Annotated in this window: 19 protein-coding genes and 1 pseudogene; 14 read left to right on the top strand and 6 right to left on the bottom strand. The window is 67.6% G+C overall.

Going from position 1 to position 20152, the window contains the following annotated elements; genetic code table 11:
* Positions 1 to 32 precede the first annotated feature (32 nt).
* The 8 genes from AC1VM9_RS04615 (at position 33) to AC1VM9_RS04580 (ending at position 7863) form a co-directional block, all read left to right on the top strand.
* The gene (locus tag AC1VM9_RS04615; RefSeq protein WP_481346977.1) at positions 33 to 854 is read left to right on the top strand and encodes an acetoacetate decarboxylase family protein; all 822 of its coding nucleotides are present in this window, start codon (positions 33 to 35) and stop codon (positions 852 to 854) included.
* Entirely contained in the window at positions 851 to 2353 is a 1503-nt protein-coding gene (locus AC1VM9_RS04610) for an aldehyde dehydrogenase (RefSeq protein ID WP_483121449.1), read from the top strand. The genes AC1VM9_RS04615 and AC1VM9_RS04610 overlap by 4 nt, the downstream gene beginning before the upstream one ends.
* Positions 2353 to 3309: a DODA-type extradiol aromatic ring-opening family dioxygenase gene (locus AC1VM9_RS04605; RefSeq protein WP_481346976.1), complete on the top strand. Its 957-nt coding sequence runs from the start codon at positions 2353 to 2355 to the stop codon at positions 3307 to 3309. Before AC1VM9_RS04610 ends, AC1VM9_RS04605 begins: the two co-directional genes overlap by 1 nt.
* Entirely contained in the window at positions 3306 to 4160 is an 855-nt protein-coding gene (locus tag AC1VM9_RS04600; protein WP_481341674.1) for a fumarylacetoacetate hydrolase family protein, read from the top strand. Before AC1VM9_RS04605 ends, AC1VM9_RS04600 begins: the two co-directional genes overlap by 4 nt.
* A 216-nt stretch (positions 4161 to 4376) precedes the next feature.
* Positions 4377 to 5252 carry a transporter substrate-binding domain-containing protein gene (locus AC1VM9_RS04595; RefSeq protein WP_483121446.1) on the top strand — a complete coding sequence of 292 codons (876 nt, stop codon included), beginning with the start codon at positions 4377 to 4379 and terminating at the stop codon, positions 5250 to 5252.
* Positions 5253 to 5385: 133 nt separating this feature from the next.
* Positions 5386 to 6258, top strand: a complete 873-nt coding sequence (locus tag AC1VM9_RS04590) for an amino acid ABC transporter permease (protein WP_483121444.1) — start codon at positions 5386 to 5388, stop codon at positions 6256 to 6258.
* The gene (locus AC1VM9_RS04585) at positions 6255 to 7019 is read left to right on the top strand and encodes an amino acid ABC transporter ATP-binding protein (protein ID WP_481347077.1); all 765 of its coding nucleotides are present in this window, start codon (positions 6255 to 6257) and stop codon (positions 7017 to 7019) included. The genes AC1VM9_RS04590 and AC1VM9_RS04585 overlap by 4 nt, the downstream gene beginning before the upstream one ends.
* Positions 7020 to 7317: 298 nt before the next feature.
* A complete protein-coding gene (locus tag AC1VM9_RS04580; RefSeq protein WP_481347078.1) occupies positions 7318 to 7863 on the top strand; it encodes a DinB family protein in 546 nt (181 codons plus the stop codon).
* Positions 7864 to 8760: 897 nt separating this feature from the next.
* Here AC1VM9_RS04580 and AC1VM9_RS04575 read toward each other — a convergent pair.
* A complete protein-coding gene (locus tag AC1VM9_RS04575) occupies positions 8761 to 9726 on the bottom strand; it encodes an endonuclease/exonuclease/phosphatase family protein (RefSeq protein WP_483121442.1) in 966 nt (321 codons plus the stop codon).
* Positions 9727 to 10264: 538 nt separating this feature from the next.
* Positions 10265 to 11185, bottom strand: a complete 921-nt coding sequence (locus AC1VM9_RS04570) for an AraC family transcriptional regulator (RefSeq protein ID WP_481347083.1) — start codon at positions 11183 to 11185, stop codon at positions 10265 to 10267.
* Positions 11186 to 11549: 364 nt separating this feature from the next.
* Between AC1VM9_RS04570 and AC1VM9_RS04565 the strand changes: the two genes are divergently transcribed.
* The 4 genes from AC1VM9_RS04565 (at position 11550) to AC1VM9_RS04550 (ending at position 15559) form a co-directional block, all read left to right on the top strand.
* A complete protein-coding gene (locus AC1VM9_RS04565) occupies positions 11550 to 12914 on the top strand; it encodes an ABC transporter substrate-binding protein (protein WP_481347084.1) in 1365 nt (454 codons plus the stop codon).
* Between the two features lie 415 nt (positions 12915 to 13329).
* Complete coding sequence (locus tag AC1VM9_RS04560; protein WP_483121440.1) at positions 13330 to 13956, top strand: carbohydrate ABC transporter permease; 627 nt, start codon at positions 13330 to 13332, stop codon at positions 13954 to 13956.
* A complete protein-coding gene (locus tag AC1VM9_RS04555) occupies positions 13953 to 14783 on the top strand; it encodes a carbohydrate ABC transporter permease (RefSeq protein WP_481343699.1) in 831 nt (276 codons plus the stop codon). The genes AC1VM9_RS04560 and AC1VM9_RS04555 overlap by 4 nt, the downstream gene beginning before the upstream one ends.
* Positions 14784 to 14812: 29 nt before the next feature.
* Positions 14813 to 15559, top strand: a complete 747-nt coding sequence (locus tag AC1VM9_RS04550; RefSeq protein WP_481346777.1) for an SDR family oxidoreductase — start codon at positions 14813 to 14815, stop codon at positions 15557 to 15559.
* Positions 15560 to 15690: 131 nt separating this feature from the next.
* Here the strand turns inward: AC1VM9_RS04550 and AC1VM9_RS04545 are convergent, their stop codons facing one another.
* From AC1VM9_RS04545 to AC1VM9_RS04530, 4 genes are all read right to left on the bottom strand, one after another.
* Positions 15691 to 16086 (bottom strand): (R)-mandelonitrile lyase, encoded by a 396-nt coding sequence (locus AC1VM9_RS04545; RefSeq protein WP_481346778.1) that lies wholly within the window; start codon positions 16084 to 16086, stop codon positions 15691 to 15693.
* A gap of 43 nt (positions 16087 to 16129) precedes the next feature.
* Entirely contained in the window at positions 16130 to 16714 is a 585-nt protein-coding gene (locus AC1VM9_RS04540) for a cyclophilin-like fold protein (RefSeq protein WP_481346779.1), read from the bottom strand.
* An 11-nt stretch (positions 16715 to 16725) separates the two neighbouring features.
* Positions 16726 to 17748 (bottom strand): zinc-dependent alcohol dehydrogenase family protein, encoded by a 1023-nt coding sequence (locus tag AC1VM9_RS04535; RefSeq protein ID WP_481346780.1) that lies wholly within the window; start codon positions 17746 to 17748, stop codon positions 16726 to 16728.
* A gap of 87 nt (positions 17749 to 17835) precedes the next feature.
* A complete protein-coding gene (locus AC1VM9_RS04530; protein ID WP_481346781.1) occupies positions 17836 to 19143 on the bottom strand; it encodes a multidrug effflux MFS transporter in 1308 nt (435 codons plus the stop codon).
* Here AC1VM9_RS04530 and AC1VM9_RS04525 point away from each other — a divergent pair.
* Positions 19142 to 19915 (top strand): annotated as a pseudogene (locus AC1VM9_RS04525) (helix-turn-helix transcriptional regulator); the annotation flags it as partial. The gene AC1VM9_RS04530 and the pseudogene AC1VM9_RS04525 sit on opposite strands and share 2 nt — an antisense overlap.
* A gap of 46 nt (positions 19916 to 19961) precedes the next feature.
* Positions 19962 to 20129: a hypothetical protein gene (locus AC1VM9_RS04520; protein ID WP_483124059.1), complete on the top strand. Its 168-nt coding sequence runs from the start codon at positions 19962 to 19964 to the stop codon at positions 20127 to 20129.
* The last annotated feature ends 23 nt before the right edge of the window (positions 20130 to 20152 follow it).

The following is a 20152-nucleotide window of genomic DNA, read 5'->3' as shown; positions in this document are numbered from 1 at the left end:
GTCGCCCCATCCGTACCAGCAAAGGAGTTCCTGTGGCCAAGGTCCAGGGTTTCTATCACCCGAGAACGGCGACCGGACGAGCTTCGCTGCTTCCGCCGCCGCCGTGGCACTACTCCGGCGACCTCCTCACGGTCGAGTACCGCACAGATCCACGACGCGTCGCAGACCTGTTGCCGGACCCGCTGGAGCTGGCCGAGGACGATCCCGGGGCCGTTGCCTTCATCTGGGCCGACTGGCAGTCAACGGCCGCCGACGGGGCCCAGCTGCTGGACCCGGTGCTCGGCCAGTACAAGGAAGCCTTCGTCGTCGTTCGGTGCCAGTTCAAGGGCCAGACGTTCAGCCGCTGCGTGTTCATCTGGGTCGACACAGACTTCGCCATCGCACGCGGCATCCACCAGGGCTACCCGAAGAAGCTCGGTTCCATCCACCAGACCCGGCCGCACCCGTACGGGCCGGCGCCCCGCCTGGAAGCCGGCGCCCGGTTCGGTGCCTCGCTGGCGGCGGCAGACCGAAGACTCGCGGAGGCACGGATCACGCTGACCGGTCCCTCTGCCACCAACGGCTTCGTGAACAGCCACAAGATGGCGCACCACCGGCAGGTCAGCGCCATAGACAAGTCAGGCACGTACCGACTCGACGAGATCATCTCGACCGGCGCTGCGTCGGCCGAAGGCGGAACCCCATGGCACGCCGACGTCGACACCTTCACCCTCTTCGACTCACCCACCGAGGAGCTGACCATGCTTCAGCCGCAAGAACTCATCGGTGCCTATTACTGCCAGGTCGGCGTGATCTGGGACGGCGGCGAGGTGCTGCACGACAACCTCGCCGCAGCGAAGGTGGAAGCCTCATGAGCGGTGCGGCGACCCTGGGACAAGAGACGATCGAGGTCGAGGGCGTGCAGGTGGACACCCGGCATTGGATCGACGGACGGCGGGTGGGCTCGCGGACGACCTTCGCCGACGTGTCGCCCATCGACGAGGCCGTGCTCGGGCACATCTCGGCCGGCGGCACGGCTGAGGTCGACGCCGCCGTCTCAGCAGCACGCCGAGCCTTCCCGGCCTGGAAGGCCTTGCCGGCGGCCGCACGCGCCGACGTGCTGGAGCGGGTTGCAGACGGTATCGACGCCCGCGCGGAGGAGCTGGCCCGGGTGGAGACCCGCGACAACGGCTCCCTGCTGCGTTCACATCGCCGCAGCGTGATGCCGAGGGTGGGTCACAACTTCAGGTTCTTCGCCGACCAGCTGCGAACCCTCATGCACGCAGACAGGGAGATCCGGGGCCACCGCGAGCGCATCACCTACAACCCGTCGGGCGTCACAGCAGTCATCACACCGTGGAACGCGCCGCTGATGCTCGCGACGTGGCGCATCGGGCCGGCGCTGGCGTCGGGCAACACCGTGGTGTTCAAGCCACCGGAGTGGGCTCCGCTCACCGCCTCCCTGCTCGCCGACATCACGTCAGACGCCGGCCTGCCGCCCGGCGTGCTCAATGTCGTCCAGGGCCTGGGCCCCGATGCCGGAGCAGCACTGGCAGGACACCCCGGGATCCGCCGCCTGTCCTTCACTGGGTCGGTACCGACGGCCGGCAAGGTCGCATCCGCGGCGGCACCCAACATCGTCCCGCTTTCTCTGGAGCTGGGCGGGAAGTCGCCACTGGTGATCTTCGACGACGCAGACTTCGAGCTCGCCGTCTCGCTGGCGGTCGAGCAGTTCGACAACGCCGGCCAGGTCTGCCTCGGCGCCTTCCGCATCCTGGTCCAGGACACGCTCTGCGACCGCTTCATCGAGGCGGTCGTCGAACGGGGCCGCCACCTTCGACAAGGTGATCCGCGGGACGACACCACTGATGTGTCGGCACTGATCTCCCGACAGCACTTCCAGCGTGTCAAGGGCTTCGTCGACCGTGCGCGTGCGGAGGGGGCGACGGTGCTGCTGGGCGGTGGCCCCAACACGAACCTCGGAGGCCTCTATTTCAGCCCGACGATCCTCACGAACGTATCGCCCGACAGCGAGATCGTCACCGAAGAGGTGTTCGGGCCTGTGCTGACCGTGCAGACGTTCGGCACCGAGGAGCAGGCGATCCACATGGCCAACGACACCCGGTTCGGGTTGGCGGCCACTCTCCTGACGGGCGACCCCGAGCGCGCAGAACGTGTTTCGGCCGCGCTCGACGCCGGCACCGTCTGGGTCAACTGCTTCTTCGTCCGTGATCTCGGTGCGCCGTTCGGAGGCAACGGGCACTCGGGCATCGGTCGCGAGGGCGGGCTGTGGTCGTTCGACTACTACTCCGACATCAAGAACACCGTCTTCTCGCCGACCGGCTGGAGTGCGAAGCAGAAGGGAAGCAGGTAATGGGTGAAGTCATGGGCGCCGGCCTGCTGGCGCACGTCCCGACCATCGTCCTACCGGAACAGGTACGCCGAGAGCTCAACCACGGCGAGGACTCGACCTTGCCCGCCGGGCTCAGGCAGCTGCGGCGCGAGGTCTTCGAGACGCCCGACTACGACACGGTAGTCGTGCTGGACTCCCACTGGGCAACCACGGTCGAGTTCGTCGTCACGGCCCAGCCGCGCCGGTCGGGTCTGTTCACCTCCGAGGAACTTCCCCGCGGGATGAAGCAACGACCGTACGACTTCGCGGGCGACCCTGAACTGGCGCACCTCATCGCCTCCAAGGCAGGCGACCACGGCACCTGGATCACGGCGATCGAGGACGAGCACCTACCGATCTTCTACGCCACCACCAACCTGTGGGAGTACCTCGGCCAAGGTCTACCCGAGAAGAGATGGATATCGATCGGGGTCTGCCAGACCGCAGACACTGAGGACAATCTGCGGCTCGGTCGGGCCCTCGGCGACGCCATCGCCGAGTCCGACCGAAGGGTGTTGCTCATCGCCTCCGGTGCGATGAGCCACACGTTCTGGCCGCTGCGCCAGCTACGCGAACACGAAGCGGCAGGCGTCGAGCACATCTTCACGCGCGCTGCCTACGAGGCCGACATGCAGCGGCTGGACTGGTTCGCCAGTGGAGATCACGCCAAGGTCCTCGAGTCGATGCCGGAGTTCTACCGGTTCAGTCCGGAGGCACGCTTCGGGCACTACCTCATGATGATCGGAGCCCTCGGCGAGGGCGCCTGCACGGCGCCGTCCCGGCAGTTCGGGGAGTACGAGAACTCGATCGGCACCGGTCAGGTGCACCTGTGGTTCGACCGACCAGCGGAGGGCTTTCCCCGGCCGCGGCGCACCCACATCAAGCCGGTCACGGCAGAGCAGCCGGCGTTGCACGACTCCGGGGTGGCGGGATCATGACCGAGTACCGCCGGATCCTGCTGGACGGCGCCCAGGTCGAGGCAGTGCGCGCAGGTGACGACCTCATCGTCGGCGACGGCCGTGTGGTCGCCATCCAGGACGCACGGCACCTCCCACCCGTCGTCCCCACCAAGATCATCGCGGTTCATCTGAACTACCGAAGCCGCGTCGAGGAGTTCGGGATCAGCCTGCCCGAGACACCTACCTACTTCCACAAGCCCACATCATCGCTGAACAGCCACGACGGGGCGGTCGTGCGTCCCGAGCGGTGCAAATGGCTGAACTACGAGGGCGAGATCGCGATCGTCATCGGACGAACGTGTCGCAACATCTCCGCGGAAGACGCAGGCCAGTACATCCGGGGCTACACGGTGGCCAATGACTACGGCCTGCACGACTTCCGGGACACCGATGCCGGCTCGATGCTTCGCGTCAAGGGGTCGGACACGCTCTGCCCCCTCGGACCCGGACTGGTCGAGGACTGGGACTTCCGGAACAAGCGGATCCGGGTGACGGTCAACGGCCAGGTCAGACAGGACGCCAACACCGACGAGATGGAGTGGGACATGCACTACCTCGTCGCGGACATCGCCCGCACCATCACGCTCTACCCAGGCGACGTACTGCTTTCCGGTACTCCAGCGAACTCCCGAACTGTCTACCCCGGCGACGTGGTGGAGGTGGAGGTGGAGGGCCTTGGCACCCTCCGCAACCACATCGTCACCGGCCCGACCCCCGTGCGGGATGACGTCGGCGCCCAACCCACCGAGTCCGACGAAGTCCTCTCGACGGCCCAGGGCGGCGACTGGCCGCACCGCGGAACACGGGCAGCACACCCACCGCGGCCCTAGAAGAACGGCTCAGCGCGCCGTCCCGACGAAGAGGCAGCCCTCGAGCCGACGAGCCCACCAGCCTCACCACGCGAGATCCAAGAACCCGCACCGAGTCCCAGCCCACACACCCGAAAGGCACACCCCATGTCCACGCACCCGCTGTCCGGGCGGCCTACGCCGCGCACCAACCGACCGCGTCCCAACTGCCGACGGACCATCGGCACGCTGGCCGCCGTGAGCACCATCACGCTCACCGCGGCGGCATGCGGCGCCTCCGGCGACGCATCCGCCAATGGGGGCTCATCCAGCGGCGCCGGCAGCCATAGCGCGAAGTTCGACCAGAGCATCGCCGACCAGCTCCCGCCCGCGATCAAGAGCGCGGACGAGATCAAGAACATCGTCTTCAACAACTCGCCGCCGGCAACCTTCCAGAAGGATGGCAAGGAGGTTGGGTGGGCGATGGACTTGAGCTCCGCAGTCGCTGACGTCCTGGGCGTGAAGATGAACACCACCGTCTCCGGTGACTTCTCCACCTTCATTCCCGGCATCCAGAACGGCCGCTTCGATGGCAGCTTCGGTCCGCTCATCGTCACTCCGGAACGTCTCCAGCAGATCGACATCGTCGGGGTCTTCAAGGTCGGCACGGGCTTTGCGAGCAAGAGCGGGAGCGATGTCAACATCAACACCCCGACGGACGTGTGCGGGCTCACCGTCGCAGCCGTCGAGGGCAGCGCTTTCATCAAGAGCGTCGAGTCGATCAACCCGAAGTGCCAGGAAGCCGGCAAACCGGTTCCCGTCGTGCAGTCCTTCCCCAACAACGCGGCCGCCCAGCTCGCAGTCAGCAACGGCCGCGTGCAGGTCTTCGCCAGCAACGCCGATGCACTGCAGTACCTCATCTCCCAGACCGGCGACCGGTTCGAACGCGAACCGCTCGACTACCAGCCGATCATCGAGGGCATCGGACTGAACAAGAACTCGGGCCTGTCCAAGGCGGTCAAGGCAGCGGTCGACAAGCTGATCGCGGACGGCACCTATGGAGAGATCCTCAAGAAGTGGGACCTGTCCGAGAACGCGGTCACCGAAGCAGTGATCAACCCGTCCACCAGCTAGTCGAGGGGAGACCATGGCAATGTCCAACGTCAAGGCGCCAACCGGGTCATCGCCTCCGCACGGGGGTCGCACGTCCGGCGGTGTGGCCTCCTGGGTCTCCAACGCTCACCCGGCTCGCACGGCAGGACGGGTGGTGGTGACGGCCATTGCGCTGGTCCTGGGCGCAATGTTCCTCAACCTGCTGGTGACCTCACCGACCCTCCAGTGGGACGTCGTGGCGCACTACTTCACGGGCCGGGAGGTGATCGACGGTCTCATCAAGACGATCGAGCTGACCATCGCCGCCATGGTCATCGGAGTGGTTCTCGGGATCGTGCTTGCGCTCATGCGAATGTCGCGCAGCCTGGTCCTCACCACGGGGGCGTCGGCGTTCATCTGGCTGTTCCGCGGCACACCCCTGCTGGTACAGATCATCTTCTGGTACAACCTGTCGTCCTTCATCCCCCGCATCTCCGTGGGAATACCGTTCGGCCCGAGCTTTGCGTCGTGGGACGTCAACCACATCATCACTCCACTGGCGGCGGCCCTTCTTGCGCTCGGCCTGAACGAGGGCGCGTACATGTCTGAAATCGTCCGGGCGGGCATCGCCTCGGTCGAGGGCGGCCAGATGGAGGCATCGCTCGTGCTGGGCATGACGAAGGGTCAGGCGATGCGACGCATCGTGCTACCGCAGGCGGTGCGGATCATCATCCCTCCCACCGGCAACCAAGCCATCGGGATGCTCAAGGGGACCTCATTGGTCAGCGTGATCTCGACGCCCGAACTGCTCTACTCCGTACAGATCATCTACGCCCAGACCTTCCAGACGATCCCGCTGCTGCTGGTCGCCAGCATCTGGTACCTCATCCTCACCACCGTGCTGTCCGTCGGGCAGTACTACCTCGAACGCCACTACGCCAAGGGTGCCTTGAGGGCCATGCCGCTCACCCCACTCCAGAAGGTCCGACGCTGGTACGCGACTCACGCACCAAGCGAAGTAGCCAAGAAGACGGGATCCCTGCGATGAACGAGAGGCCTCTGCTCCGCGTCGAGGACGTCCACAAGTGGTTCGGGAACGTCCAGATCCTTCGCGGTGTGTCGCTGGACGTAACGCTCGGCGAAGTGCTCTGCGTCATCGGGCCGTCAGGCTCGGGCAAAAGCACGCTGCTGCGCTGCATCAACCACTTGGAGAACCTGGACGCCGGTCGGATCTACCTCGAGGACGAGCTCATCGGCTACCGCGACGAGCGCGGCAAAGTCGTCGAGCGCACGGCCAAGGACCTTGCTCGTCAGCGAGCAGCGATGGGCATGGTGTTCCAGCAGTTCAACCTGTTCCTGCACAAGACCGTCCTCGAGAACCTGATAGAGGCACCGATGCTGGTGCTGAAAGAGTCTCGCGCGTCGGCCGAGCAGCGCGCCCACGAGCTGCTCGGCCAAGTTGGGTTGGCTGAGAAAGGACACCAGTACCCACGCCAGCTGTCCGGCGGGCAACAGCAACGGGTAGCCATTGCCAGAGCGCTCGCCATGCGGCCGAAGCTCATGCTCTTTGACGAGCCCACGTCCGCCCTCGACCCGGAGATCGTCGGCGACGTCCTCACGGTCATGCGTGATCTGGCGAAAGCCGGCATGACCATGATCGTCGTGACGCATGAGATGGAGTTCGCGCGCGAAGTCGCTGATCGCCTCATCTTCATGGACGCGGGAGCGATCGTCGAGGAGGGTGATCCCGCCAGCATCCTGACCCAGCCCACTGAAGCCAGAACACGACAGTTCCTCGCTCGGCTCTGACGGGGCCGACTCGCCGGCTCGACGTGGGACTCGATCTCAGTGGAGACTCACCCCCTCGATGGCAAACGGCGAGGGGCAAGGACGCCAGACCTCCGGGGAAGCACTCCCCCCAGCTCTCCGGCCTGCGGATGCGTGGCGCGAGCAGCGCTCATGACCCGCTCACTCACCGGTTCGCCCACCTCTTTCAGCCGCGGGGCGGCCCGGCTGAGGGTCTGCCCACCTCCGCGGCAACAGCTGGACCGAACCGCCACCGTCTACCGTTGATCCGGCACCACCTCACAGCCTTCCGGAGCGACGCATGGACAACGATGAGATCCACGCAGAGCTCGACCGTGTGCGCCGCGACTTCCGGTACCTGCTCGAGACCGCGACCAAGGCGGAACTCGGCCGGCCGAGCAACGGCACCAAGTGGACCAATGAGCAACTGCTCTTCCACATGCTCTTCGGATACCTGCTCGTACGCAACCTGCGCCCCCTCGTGCGCGGGTTCGCCAGATTGCCCGACCGGGCCTCCAAGACCTTCGCGGCGGTGCTGGATGCCGCGACCCGGCCATTCCATGTCGTCAACTACATCGGCTCCCTCGGCGGCGCCCGGATCCTCGGGCGACCCCGCATGGTCCGTCTCATGGACCGGAACATCGAACAGCTGCACGCGTCGCTCGACGCAACGCCCGAGAACACGCTGCGACGCGGGATGCACTTCCCGGTCGGCTGGGACCCCTACTTCGCCGACTTCATGACCCTGCGAGACGTCTACCACTACCCCACGCAGCACTATGAACACCACCGGCGCCAACTCACGCTGGCCAATGCCCGTGACCAGGGACACTCTCCCGGAACCTAGCCGCCGACCACCCGACTCTTCACTGCGCCAAGGACTTTCGCGCGACTTCGTCTCGAATGTCGTCCTCTACGACATCGAAGGCCGCCTGCTGCTGGCTGACGGTTATCACCGAATAGCTGCGGCCCGACAACTCCGCAGAACGGTCATCTCGGCAGATGTACGAAGAGGCACCCGAGCTGATGTTGTGCGTTTCGCCGCGGACCTGGCGCGGCAGCAGCGCGACTTCCGGAGGAACAGGTGCTGGCCGCCATCATGCGAAGGGCCGACGGCCGTACGGGATCTCACTGCCATCGGGACGATCGCCTCGGTTCGCCGCATGTGCGCGCGCTGCCGGGATACTGAACGGGTGAGTCCCTCCGTGCTGAGTGCCTTGCTCGTGGTCCTGGCCGTCGGAGCCGCCAGCCTTTGGGTGCTGGCGGATGCCCGGTCACGGGTGAAGCTCGACCGACCCGTCGTCGCCAGGTTCGGTGATCTCACGGTTGATAGGCCGGAAGTGTGGGCGGCCCTATGCCTATTGGTGCTGGTGCTGTTCTTGCCGCTTTACCTCGTGGCCCGCAGCGCCGAGTAACCCAGGGCACCTTGCACGCCCTCTCATCGGTGCGGGTTCAGGCGGTCATTGCAACGCTTCCGCTAGTGCTTCTGATGGTGTCTTGAAGCCGAGGGTCTGTCGAGGGCGGGCAACCAGCGCGGATCACGACTGTCGTCGCGTCGGTCATCACCGCGGTCATCGTCGGCCTCTGTGGCTACCTCGTCGCCACCGGACCCTGATCTGGTGGCGGTACGAGTCGCCCGCGTTCGGGTGCCAGCCCAGCGGGTCGACCTACTCGACAACCCCGCCGAGCCCTGCCGCGCCGGAGTGACGTCCGGACCTGCCGCGGTCCGCTCGAGGTCGCTCGCTCACGTCCGTTGTCCCGGGTTGAGCTCGAACTCGACCCATAGTGGGTAGTGGTCGCTGATGCGCCACGAGACCGCGATCTTCGACATGCCCGCGTAGACGTAGGGCAGGAAGTCGATGTTCCCGGCTCGTCCGGTGTAGGTCATGCCGTGGAGCAGGTTGTGGACCTGGCCGGTGGCGTCGACATCGGAGAACCAGGCGATCTGGTCGTAGTAGTGGCGCTTGCTCGGGGTGTCGAAGATGGTGCGGGGCAGCGTGCTGAGCTCGCCGGGTGGGAACAGGCCGGTGGAGACGAAGGCCCGGTAGAGCGGTGTGCCGGGGCCCTCGAGGTTGAAGTCGCCGAGCGCGAGGAGGTTGCTGTTCCAGTCGTGGCCGCGGACGGCCCAGGCGTGCATCCAGGTCGCGAAGGCGGTGATCTCTGGGATCCGGCTGGCCGGGGCGTCCCAGACGATGTGCACGGTGGTGAGGATGAACTCCACCGCGTTGCGGGTGAAGCTGGCCGCGTACGGGGTGCGGGCGAACTGTGCCGCGGCCGTGGCCGCCTGCGGGGGCAGGACGATCTCGCCGACGAGCCCGGAGGGGCGGACCCGTGTGGAGTCGTAGAGGAACGTCAGGCGCTCCCCGTTGCCGGCCTGGCCCTCGGTGACGTCACTGCAGACGAACTGCCAGTCCTGCCCGAGCGTGGTTGTCAACGCTCTCAGGGCTGTGGTGTCCCGGCGGACCTCCTGGACGGCGACGACGTCGAACGCGGACGCGACGGCGGCGATGAGGGTGATCGCGCGCCGGTCCCGTCGCGGGATGGCGTTCGCCGGTGGGTCCCAGGACTCGGTCACGTCGGAGAACCCGCGCAGGTTCCAGGACCCGATGAGCAGGTTGGTGTCCGTTCGGGCCGGCACGATGTGCCGGACGGCCGCCTGCAGGGCCGCAGCCTCGGCCTGAACCGCCGGGGGCGGCTGCGAAGTCAGCATGGTGCCATGTCAGCACGCACTACCAGCCCTCGGCACGAGAACGCGCATACCGCTCAGAGGAACCCTGACCTCGTCCTGCCTTGCCGCCGAGCGGCGGCCTTGCCGATCGAGAGCATCAGCCCGCGGGCCTCCGACCCGATCTGGCGCCGGCTCCTCGAACCTGGGTGATGGGTACACGGCCACCCCCGACCGGGTCGAACCCAGCAGCTTCCGGGTTCCCGATGCGCCGAGTGCACGGTCGTTGCTCCGAACGGGCCATGAGCTGGCTGCCCGTCTTCGCGCTGAGGGCGGCAGCGTCGACCACTTCCACGACGGCGTCGCCCAGCGAGCTGTGGTCGGCGGCTGGATCCATGCCGACCATGCCGCAGATGGCGCGTGTCATGGTGCGGGCGGCAGCCATGCCCGTGAATCTCGCAACCGTCTGAGCTTCGGTCAATAAACCGAGGGCCTTGATCATGGTGGGTCAGGCCCGTGGACGGCTTCCCTTGGAGGCAGCCGCATTCCCACCGGCACTGGACCCTGACCGACTGGGACGAGCTCAGTCCGACGGTGCGCGCCGGTTGAGGCTCAGGATCTCCGGCGGCGGCTTCTGCGCGCTCTCGAGACGCCGGTAGTTCGTGGGCGTCGTCCCCACCTCGGCGAGGAACTGCCGGTTGAAGTTGGCCATGTTGTTGTAGCCACTCATCTGGGCAATCTGCGCCACTGACGCCTCAGTGGTGTCGAGAAGGCGTCTGGCGTAGGCAATCCGCAGCTTCTTGACCATGCTCGAGAAAGTCATTCCCGTGGCCGTCTTGAAGTACTTGGAGAACGTCGGCTCCGACATGTAGGCGAGTCGGGCCGCAGTCGAGAGCCGGATGTCCCCGGTGAGGTTGTCGAAGATGTACGCCAGGCCCGCCTCGCCGGCGTCGCGCGACGCGGCGTCCGTGGGCCGACCCAACCACTCGCTCGCCACGACCTCGTACTCGTCATGGGGGGCCTGTGCGAAGAGCGCCAGGAGCTTGAAGAGGTGGGCCAACTGCTCGACCCCCTGGCTGTGCACGCACGCCAGGATCGTCTCGGCTGCGCGCCACGCGGTCGCGCCGGAGAAGACGAGTCCGCGGGTCGAGCGCTGCAGCACCTCCGAGAGCTCCACCAGCTCCGGCAGGTGCTTCATCGCCCCGCGGATCCACTCGTCGCTGAACTGGATGACGGCATCCCGGTCGACGGCGACCTGTCCCTCGGCCAGGTCGCTGACCCAGTCGTGAGGCAGCTCTGGCCCCATCATGCTGACGTGTCCCGGCGTGAACGTACCGATGTAGTCGCCGGCGATGAAGCTGCCACGCGTCTTGGTGATGAGGTGGATCTCGTACTCGGGGTGGGCGCCCCAGCCGCAGATCTCACTCGGGAAGTCATGCGTGAGCACACGCACCGAGGCCTGCGGGTGCGGTGGGATGTACTCACGCCGAATGGCTGGGCTCATCGTGGCACTCGGCGGACGGGTGGCCGCACGTGCCGGCTTCGCCCCACGGGCGGTGCCTCGATCCGGCGGGGGACCCGGTCGATACGAAATTGTCGGCTCCTTTGCAGCAGGGACGTCGTCCTTGCAGCCTCCGTGCGAAGTTCTGGCTTCGAGGGCGGCTCCGGTCGACATCCATCGGAAAAATAGTACCAACAGCGCACCGCCTGTGTCCTTGTTGACGCCGGCGCGGCCCCTCTAGCGTTCCGGCAAGTTCCAGTCAAGTCCACGCCGGACGACGCGTCCGGGCCCTTGGCCGCCACCGTTCCCGTATGCCGCTGGCGCTCGGGCCGGGTGGAACGAGAGATGCCTACCAAAGGAGTTGGGAATGCTTGCGAACAAGCGCATGCTCACGTTCGGCACGGGCATGGTGGCGATCACCGTGGCCCTGGCCGCGTGCTCGTCCGGCGCCGTCCAGGCCGGCGGCGGTTCGACCGGGGGAGCCGGTGGCACCGTCACCCTCAAGCTGGCCACGGTCAACAACGGCCAGATGAAGGACATGGAGAAGCTCAAGACCGAGTACGAGGCGGCCAACCCGGGCGTCAAGGTCAACTTCCAGGTCATGGAGGAGAGCGACCTGCGGGCCGCCGTGACGGCGGACGTGGCCAGCGGCGCCGGCCAGTACGACATCGTCACCATCGGCGCCTACGAGACGCCGCAGTGGGGCGCCAACGGCTGGCTCGTCGACCTCACCCCCGATCTGCAGAAGGACTCCTCCTACGACGTCGACGACCTGCTCCCGCCGGTGCGTGACGTCAACACCTACAACGGCAAGCTCTACGCCGTCCCCTTCTACGGCGAGTCCTCGATCCTCATGTACAACAAGGAGGTCCTGGACAAGGCCGGCGTCAAGATCTCGCAGAACCCGACGTGGCAGGAGGTCGCGGCGGCGGCCAAGAAGGTCAAGACCAACGACATGGCTGGCATCTGCATGCGGGGCAAGCCGGGGTGGGGCGACCTGTTCGCTCCACTCACGACGGTCGTGCAGACCTTCGGTGGGAACTGGTACGACAGCAACTGGAAAGCCACGGTCGACACCCCGGAGTGGAAGAACGCCGTGACGTTCTACAAGACGATGCTCGACGACTCCGGCGAGAAGGACCCAGTCTCCTACAGCTTCAACGAGTGTCTGACGGCGCTCAAGGAGGGCAAGGCCGCGATGTGGGCTGACGCGTCCGTGGCGGCGTCGATGCTCGAGGCTGCCGACTCTCCCGTCAAGGGCAAGATGGGCTACGCCCACATGCCGGTGGACAGCACGAAGGAGTCGGGCTGGCTCTGGAGCTGGAACCTCGCCATCCCGGCCACCTCCAAGAACCAGGACGCCGCGGTCAAGTTCGTCAAGTGGGCCACGAGCAAGGACTACATCAAGCTCGTCGGGCAGAAGATCGGCTGGTCCAACGTGCCGCCGGGCTCGCGCACCTCGACCTACTCGATCCCCGAGTACAAGCAGGCCGCCAAGGCGTACGCGCCCATCACCCTCGACGTGATGAGCTCCGTCAACCCGAAGCAGCCGGGGGTGAACCCGCAGCCGTGGGTCGGCATCCAGTACGTCTCCATCCCGGAGTTCCAGGACGTGGGCAACCAGTGCGCCCAGCTGGTCGCCGACTACCTGGCCAACCGGGGCACGGTCGACGACGCGCTCGGCAAGTGCCAGGCAGTCGCCCAGGCGGCTGGCGACAAGCACAAGAAGTGACGCCCCGATGACACGTGGTGTCGGGTCCGGCACTCCACGGGCCCGGCACCACCCACCTTCTCCGACCCCGCAGTCGCACGAGGGAGTGCCGACATGACCACCACTACCACCCAACCGACCGAGCTCGAGGACGTCCGCACCACCACAGCGACCGACAATCGGCGCCTGAAGCGGAAGGAGCTGCTGGCGCAACCGGGGCCTGCTGCTGCCCGCCGTCGTCTTCCTCATCCTGCTGACGCAGATCCCGTTCCTGACCACCATCGGGTTCTCGCTGACGAAGTGGAACCTGCTCTACCCCAACGACCGCGCCTTCGCGGGTTTCGACAACTACACGAGCGCGCTGACCTCCGGTGACCTGTGGCCCGCGATCCGCGCCACGGTTCTCATCACGGCCTTCTCGGTCACCTTGGCCGTCTTGTTCGGCCTGCTCTTCGCGGTCCTGCTCGACCGCACGTTCCGCGGCCGCGCCGTGGCCCGGACCCTGATGATCACGCCGTTCCTCATCATGCCGGCGGCCGCGTCACTCATCTGGAAGTACTCGATGTTCGACACCAACATCGGGATGATCAACTGGGTCCTGCAGTCGCTGCACCTGCCCGTCGTCCCATGGAGCACCCAGTACCCGATGGCCACGGTCATCATCGTGCTGACCTGGCAGTTCACGCCGTTCATGATGCTGATCCTGCTGGCCGGTCTGCAGGGGCAGGACAAGGGAATCCTCGAGGCCGCCCAGGTCGACGGCGCCGGCACGTGGCGGACCTTCACGTGGATCACGCTGCCGCACCTGCGGATGTACGTCGAGATCGGCGTACTGCTCGGGTCAGTGATCATCCTGCAGGTCTTCGACCCGATCGCCATCCTCACCAAGGGGACCGGCGGCACCAAGACGCTTGCCTACCTTCTCTACGAGCGAGCCTTCATCGGTCTCGACGTCGGGCAGGCAGCCGCATACGGCGTCGTGACCGTCGTCCTCACCATCATCGTCGCGACCATCGCTCTCAAGAGCGTCTTCAAGGTCTTCATGGCAGGAGGAAGCCGATGAACGGCAACAGGTCCAACGGATCCGCCAGGAGGGCCCTCACCACCCTCGTCACGTGGATCCTGGTGCTGGTCTTCTTCTTTCCCGTCCTCTGGATGGTCCTCAACGGGTTCAAGCCGGAGTCGCTCGCGTCGTCGGTCAACCCGACGTTCATCTTCAAGCCCGTCACCGAGGGCTACCAGCTCGCAATGGACCGTGGCATGACCGGCTACCTCCAGAACTCGCTGACTGTCGCGGTGATCTCGACGATCATCTCGGTGTCACTCGCGATCCCGGCCGCGTACGCGCTGTCGATCCGCCGCGTGAAGAACGTCGAGGGCTCGCTCTCGTTCTTCATCTCGACCCGGTTCATGCCCCTCGCCGCGATCGTCCTGCCGCTGTTCATGATCTTCAAGACGATCGGGCTGCTCGACAACGTCTACGTGCTCGCGATCGTGTACGGCGCGATGAACCTACCTGTCACGGTGTGGATGATGCGCTCGTTCTTCCTCGAGGTCCCCTTCGAGATCATCGAGGCGGCGCGCGTCGACGGGGCCGGCATGTTCCGCGAGATCGTGCGGATCGTCCTGCCGCTCGTCCTGCCCGGGGTCGCGGCCGCGGCGCTGATCAGCTTCATCTTCGCCTGGAACGAGTACTTCCTCGCCCTGCTGTTGACGAGCTCGGCCGCTCGGACGACGCCGCCCTTCCTCGGCAGCTTCGTCGACGGACGCGGGCAGTTCCTGGCGGTCCTGTCGGCCGCAGCGACGATCGCCGCCCTGCCGGTCATCGTCGCCGGCTGGGTCGCCCAGAAGCAGCTCGTCCGCGGCCTGTCGATGGGAGCGATCAAGTGACCACCACCCTCCGGTCAGAAGGAGCACCTGTGAGGCAAACCTACGGACGAAACCTGAAGGACACGGTCGTCGTCGTCACCGGCGCCGGCGGCGGCATCGGCGGGGCCATCGCCCGGTCGGTCCTCGACAGCGGCGGTCGGGTCGTGGCCGGGGACCTGCGTGCCGACACGGTGAGCCGCCTCTCCGAGGAGTGGGACGAGAGCCGGCTGGTCGTCAGCGTCGGTGACGTCCGCGAGGAGGTCACGGCCGACGCCCTGGTCGCCGCTGGCGTGGAAGCCTTCGGAAGGGTGGACTCCGTGGTCGCGAACGCCGCGATCGGCTTCTACGGCGGAGTGCTCGACTACTCCGCGGACGAAGTGGCGCTGATGGTCGATGTCAACGTCAAGGGCACGATCTGGCTCGCCCGTGCAGCCGTGCGGCAGTTCCGGGACCAGGGCGACGGCGGCGACATCGTCGTCATCGGCTCCGTCGCCGGTCTGCTCATCGGCGGCGGCAGGGAGGCTGTGTATGCCGCCACCAAGGGCGCTCAGATCAACCTCGGCTACGCGCTCGATCGGGAGCTGCGCGCCGAGGGCATCCGGACGACGACCATCGCACCGGCCGGCGTCAACACGCCCTTCGCGGCGGCCGACGGCCGCTTCGGCGACCAGGACCCCGCGCAGGGTCACTTCATGGAGCCCGGTGACATCGCACAGGCGGTGACCTACACCCTGCGGCAGCCCCGCCGGATGCGGACGGAGCTGTGGACCATGTGGAGCCTTTCCGAGAACCACTAGCCCGCAGCGGGCCCGGCTGACCGGCTCCCTCTGCCGTCCACCACCTCGCGTGACACCTCCTCCGACCGAACCGTCCCAAGACACCGCATCCTCGAGACGGTCGGCGAGATCGCCCGGTGCTGGGAGAGGCTTCAGCGGCGGTATTCGCGGTCGGTGACGTCGTCGAGCCACGTGACGACTTCTCCGTCGCCGTCGGCTTCCTGGATGGCGATGTGAGCCATGAACCTGTCGGGTGTGGCGCCGTGCCAGTGCTCCTCGCCGGGTTCGATGTAGACGACGTCGCCGGGGCGCACCTCCTGGACGGGTCCGCCGCGGCGGGCGACGTAGCCGATGCCGTCGGTGATGTACAGCGTCTGGCCGCGGGGGTGGGTGTGCCAGGCGGTGCGGGCGCCCGGGGTGAAGCGGACGTGGGCACAGCCGACGGCGGACTGGCGGTCGGGGTTGCGGATGCCGTCGATGTAGACGGTGCCCGTGAACCAGTCACTGGGTCCGGTGGCGGTCTGACCGCCGCTTTGGGTGAACTTCACGATCGGGTCCTTTCGCGGAGTGGGGGTCGTTCGGTCATCGGGGTCAGGAGTCGAGCCCGCTGAGGTGAGCGGTGAGGTCGCCAGGAAGCTGAGCCAGGCGTGACGTGGCGTGGGCATCGAGGGCGCCGAGGATGACGATGCCGTGGTAGTAGGACTGGTCGCCGTAGTAGAAGACGAGGTCGTTGCCGGGCGCGTAGTACCCGAGGTCACCCACGCTGGGGTCCGCACCGGCGGGTTGGCCGTCCAGGCTGAGTGGGGCCCGGAGCGGTCCTGTCTTCTCGACGCCGCCGTGGTCACGCATCTGCAGGGTCTGCGGGAGCTGGGCCAGCAGGTCGCGGCCGGCGGGAGTGGCGTCGACGGTGGCGGTGAACAGCTCGTCTCCGACTCGGATCTCTATCTGCATGCTGCCCTCCTCGGGGGTGCTGTTGCTGCTGTTGCTGGATTCGCGGGGGCCCCGGACCCGGGTCGTCGTGGCGGTGCCGGCTCGATCCCGGTTCGGTGGGTCGGCGGGCGACTGACCGGCTTCGACGCCGCTGGTTTGGTTGTCGGCGGTGGTGCTGCACCCGGTGAGAACCGCGACGGCCAGGACCGTCGCGGCTCCCAGCAGGCCGGCTGCTCGGCGGGGCATGCGATGGCTGGTCACGGGTGCAGGAGGACCTTGATGGCGCGCCGCTCGTCCATGGCGGTGTAGCCGGCGGCGGCCTCGGCCAGGGGCAGCTCGAGGTCGAAGACCTTGCCCGGGTCGATCTGCCGAGCCCAGATGCGCTCGATGAGGTCGGGCAGGAACCGTCGTACGGGGGCGGGGCCGCCGTGGAGGTGGACTTGGGAGAAGAACAGCTCGTCACCGGGAAGCTCGACGTCGTGGGAGACGCCGACGTAGCCGAGGTGGCCGCCGGGGCGGGTGGCCCGGATGGCCTGCATCATCGACTCCTGGGTGCCGACGGCCTCGATGACCGAGTGCGCACCGAGCCCGCCGGTCAGCTCCTTGACCCGAGCGACGCCGTCGGCGCCGCGTTCCTCGACGATGTCGGTGGCCCCGAACTCGCGGGCCAGGGCCTGCCGAGGGGCGTGGCGGCTCATGGCGATGATGCGCTCGGCCCCGAGCTCGCGGGCGGCGAGGACGCCGAGGAGCCCGACCGCGCCGTCACCGACGACCGCAACGGTCTTGCCGGGTCCGACCTCGGCGGCGACGGCGGCGAACCATCCGGTGCCGAGGACGTCGGACGCCGCCAGCAGGCTGGGGACCAAGTCGTCGGACGGTATGCCGGGGGTGGCGACCAGGGTGCCGTCGGCGTACGGGATGCGGGCCCGTTCGGACTGGGTGCCGATGGTGCCGTGGACGAACTCGGCGTGCGCGCACCGTGACGGGTATCCGGCGCGGCAGATCTCGCAGGTGCCGTCGGAGATGACGAATGACCCGACGACGAAGTCTCCGCGCTTCACGGTCTCGACGGCCGGGCCGACGTCCTCCACGACGCCGACGTACTCGTGGCCCATGGGCAGCCCGTCGGCGGGTTCTGCGCCCCGGTAGGGCCACAGGTCGGACCCGCAGATGCAGGTAGCGGTCAGCCGGATGACGGCGTCGCTCGGTTCGACGATGCGGGGCTCGTCGCGGTCGACGACGCGCACATCGCCGGGACCGTACATCACTACTCCACGCATGATGCTTTCCTCTCGGATTGGTGTCGGTTCGCTGCCCTGGCGGGCGCGCCGGCTCGGTGAAGGGAGGCGCCAGCGGCTTCAGCCGGGTCAGTGGGTGGCTGGTGCCGGTGGCCCCACGCGGTGGGTGGGGTGTGGTCGGCCAAGGAGGTAGGCGGCCGCAGATGCGCCAGCGAGGACCAGGACGATGGCGGCCATCGGGACGGCCGTGTGCTGGCCCCCAAGACCCGCCAGGGGTGCGATGGTGCCGGCCATCACCCATTGCAGGAAGCCGAGCAGCGCCGATCCGGTGCCGGGATGCTCCGGAACCGCAGCGGAGGCAAGGGCGCCCGCATTCGGCCCGACCAGTCCCTGGGCGGTCATGAGGAGGAAGAAGCCCGCCAGCGCGGTCGCGAGGGGCATCGAGAACCACAGGGCCCCGACAGCCAGCACCGCGCCGGCGACACCGGTGGCACCGAGTCCTACCTTGACGAACACGCGGGCCGGGACCCGGTGGGCGTACCGAGCGGCGACCAGCGCCGCAGCCGTCATACCGGCGGCGTTGACGGCGAAGTCGACCGAGTACTGCAACGGGGTGAAACCGTTCATCGACTGCAGCACGTACGCGGAGGTTGCCACGTAGGCGAACGTGGTCCCCATCGAGAACGCGAACACCACGAGGTGCCCGCTGAACACGCGTGAGGAGAGCACCTCCCCGGTGGCGCCGAGGAGACGGCCGAGACCACCTGCGTGGCGTCGTTCGACGGGGAGCGACTCGGGCATCGCGAAGGCCACCGCCGCGAGCATCACGGCCGCCAGGGCAGCAACCAGCCAGAAGGAGACCCGCCAGTGTGACACCGACAGCACCAGCGCCCCCAGAAGGGGCCCGACGACAGGCGCGGTGCCGGCGGCGGCAGCGACCACGTTCATCGCGCGGACCATCCGGGTGCCGTCGGTGAGATCCACGACCACGGAACGGGCGATGACCATGGCCCATCCGCCCGCGAGGCCCTGCACCAGTCGGGTGGCCATCATCACCGGCACGGTCGGGCTGAGCGCGCACAGCACCGAGCCGGCCACGAACGCCGCCAAGGCGATGAGCAGCGGGCGGCGGCGACCCGCCCGATCCGAGAACGGCCCACCCACCAGCTGCCCCAGCGCCATGCCGACGAAGAACGTCGTGAGCGTCAGCTGAACCTGGGTCGCCGACGCCTCAAGGTCGCGCCCGACCAGCGGGAACGCGGGGACGTACGTGTCGGTGGCCAACGGTGCGATCGCCGTGATGAGAACGATGGTCCCCAGCACGGACCCCGTCAGCGTCGCAGCAGTCGTCGGCGCGGACGAGTCCCGGGGACCGGGCGTCGGGCCGACTGCGGCGGAGCTCGGACGCGTGCTGGTGTGGTCCTGCAGAAGTGGCATGCCTCCATGGAACCGGCGCCCGCGGACGCGAAGAAGTCACGCTCGTGAGGTGTACCAGCAGGGCATCCCTCACGAGCTGGCCGGGCGGGTAGCGTCCGAAGGTATGGACAACCGATCGGAGGTGCGCGAGTTCCTGAGCTCCCGACGCGCGAAGCTGACACCCGAGGACGTCGGGCTCCCTGACGTCGGGCAGCGGCGAGTACCCGGGCTGCGCCGGGGCGAGGTCGCGGCCCTGGCCGGGGTCAGCATCGAGTACTACTCGAAGCTCGAACGAGGCGCCCTGGGAGGCGTCAGCGCCTCGGTCCTCGACGCCATCGCTCGCGCCCTGCGCCTGGACGACGCCGAACGCAGCCACCTGTTCAACCTCGCCCAGGCCGCGGACGGGACCAGCGAGATCCTTCGGCCCCGACGTCGCAGCCGGACGTGGACTCCTCGGCCCAGCCTCACATGGGTGCTGGACTGCATCACCGGCGGTCCGGCGCTGGTCCGCAACGGACGCATGGACCTGCTGGCCACCAACCCGCTCGGACGCGCCCTGCACGCCTCCCTGTACGAACGCTCGCGGGGACCCGTCCCGAACTTCGCGTCGTACACGTTCCTCGACGAGGACTCCCACCGCTTCTACCCCGACTGGGACACCGCCGCCGACACCGCGGTTGCCATCCTGCGCACCGAAGCCGGCCGGGACCCCCACGACAGACTCATGCACGACCTCGTGGAGAAGCTCGCCACCCGGAGCGAGGAGTTCCGGCGTCGCTGGTCCAGCCACGACGTGCGCCTCCACGGTGCCGGGACCAAGACGTTCCACCACACGGCCGTTGGCGAGCTCGCTCGCCTACGAGAGCGTCGACATGCTCTCCGACCCCGGACTCACCCTCACCATCTACGCCGCCGAACCCGGTTCGCGGACCGCGCAGGCACTGGCCCTCCTGGGGTCGTTGGCGGCCTCGACGACCGTGGTGGACGCCGAGGCCCGCAACGCCTGACGCCCTCATGCCGCCTGCCCTGC

The organism is Monashia sp. HAY1-11D, assembly GCF_056868035.1.
Note: the sequence above shows the minus strand (reverse complement) of the source record. Positions and strands in the feature narration are given on the sequence as shown.

Bases quoted from the DNA above. Each gene is read 5' to 3' on its own strand.
- AC1VM9_RS04585 (WP_481347077.1), top strand. From the start codon at position 6,255: ATGAACGAGAGGCCTCTGCTCCGCGTCGAGGACGTCCACAAGTGGTTC.
- AC1VM9_RS04570 (WP_481347083.1), bottom strand. From the start codon at position 11,185: ATGAGCCCAGCCATTCGGCGTGAGTACATCCCACCGCACCCGCAGGCC.
- AC1VM9_RS04580 (WP_481347078.1), top strand. From the start codon at position 7,318: ATGGACAACGATGAGATCCACGCAGAGCTCGACCGTGTGCGCCGCGAC.
- AC1VM9_RS04530 (WP_481346781.1), bottom strand. From the start codon at position 19,143: ATGCCACTTCTGCAGGACCACACCAGCACGCGTCCGAGCTCCGCCGCA.
- AC1VM9_RS04535 (WP_481346780.1), bottom strand. From the start codon at position 17,748: ATGCGTGGAGTAGTGATGTACGGTCCCGGCGATGTGCGCGTCGTCGAC.
- AC1VM9_RS04555 (WP_481343699.1), top strand. From the start codon at position 13,953: ATGAACGGCAACAGGTCCAACGGATCCGCCAGGAGGGCCCTCACCACC.
- AC1VM9_RS04540 (WP_481346779.1), bottom strand. From the start codon at position 16,714: ATGCCCCGCCGAGCAGCCGGCCTGCTGGGAGCCGCGACGGTCCTGGCC.
- AC1VM9_RS04600 (WP_481341674.1), top strand. From the start codon at position 3,306: ATGACCGAGTACCGCCGGATCCTGCTGGACGGCGCCCAGGTCGAGGCA.
- AC1VM9_RS04605 (WP_481346976.1), top strand. From the start codon at position 2,353: ATGGGTGAAGTCATGGGCGCCGGCCTGCTGGCGCACGTCCCGACCATC.
- AC1VM9_RS04565 (WP_481347084.1), top strand. From the start codon at position 11,550: ATGCTTGCGAACAAGCGCATGCTCACGTTCGGCACGGGCATGGTGGCG.
- AC1VM9_RS04575 (WP_483121442.1), bottom strand. From the start codon at position 9,726: ATGCTGACTTCGCAGCCGCCCCCGGCGGTTCAGGCCGAGGCTGCGGCC.
- AC1VM9_RS04610 (WP_483121449.1), top strand. From the start codon at position 851: ATGAGCGGTGCGGCGACCCTGGGACAAGAGACGATCGAGGTCGAGGGC.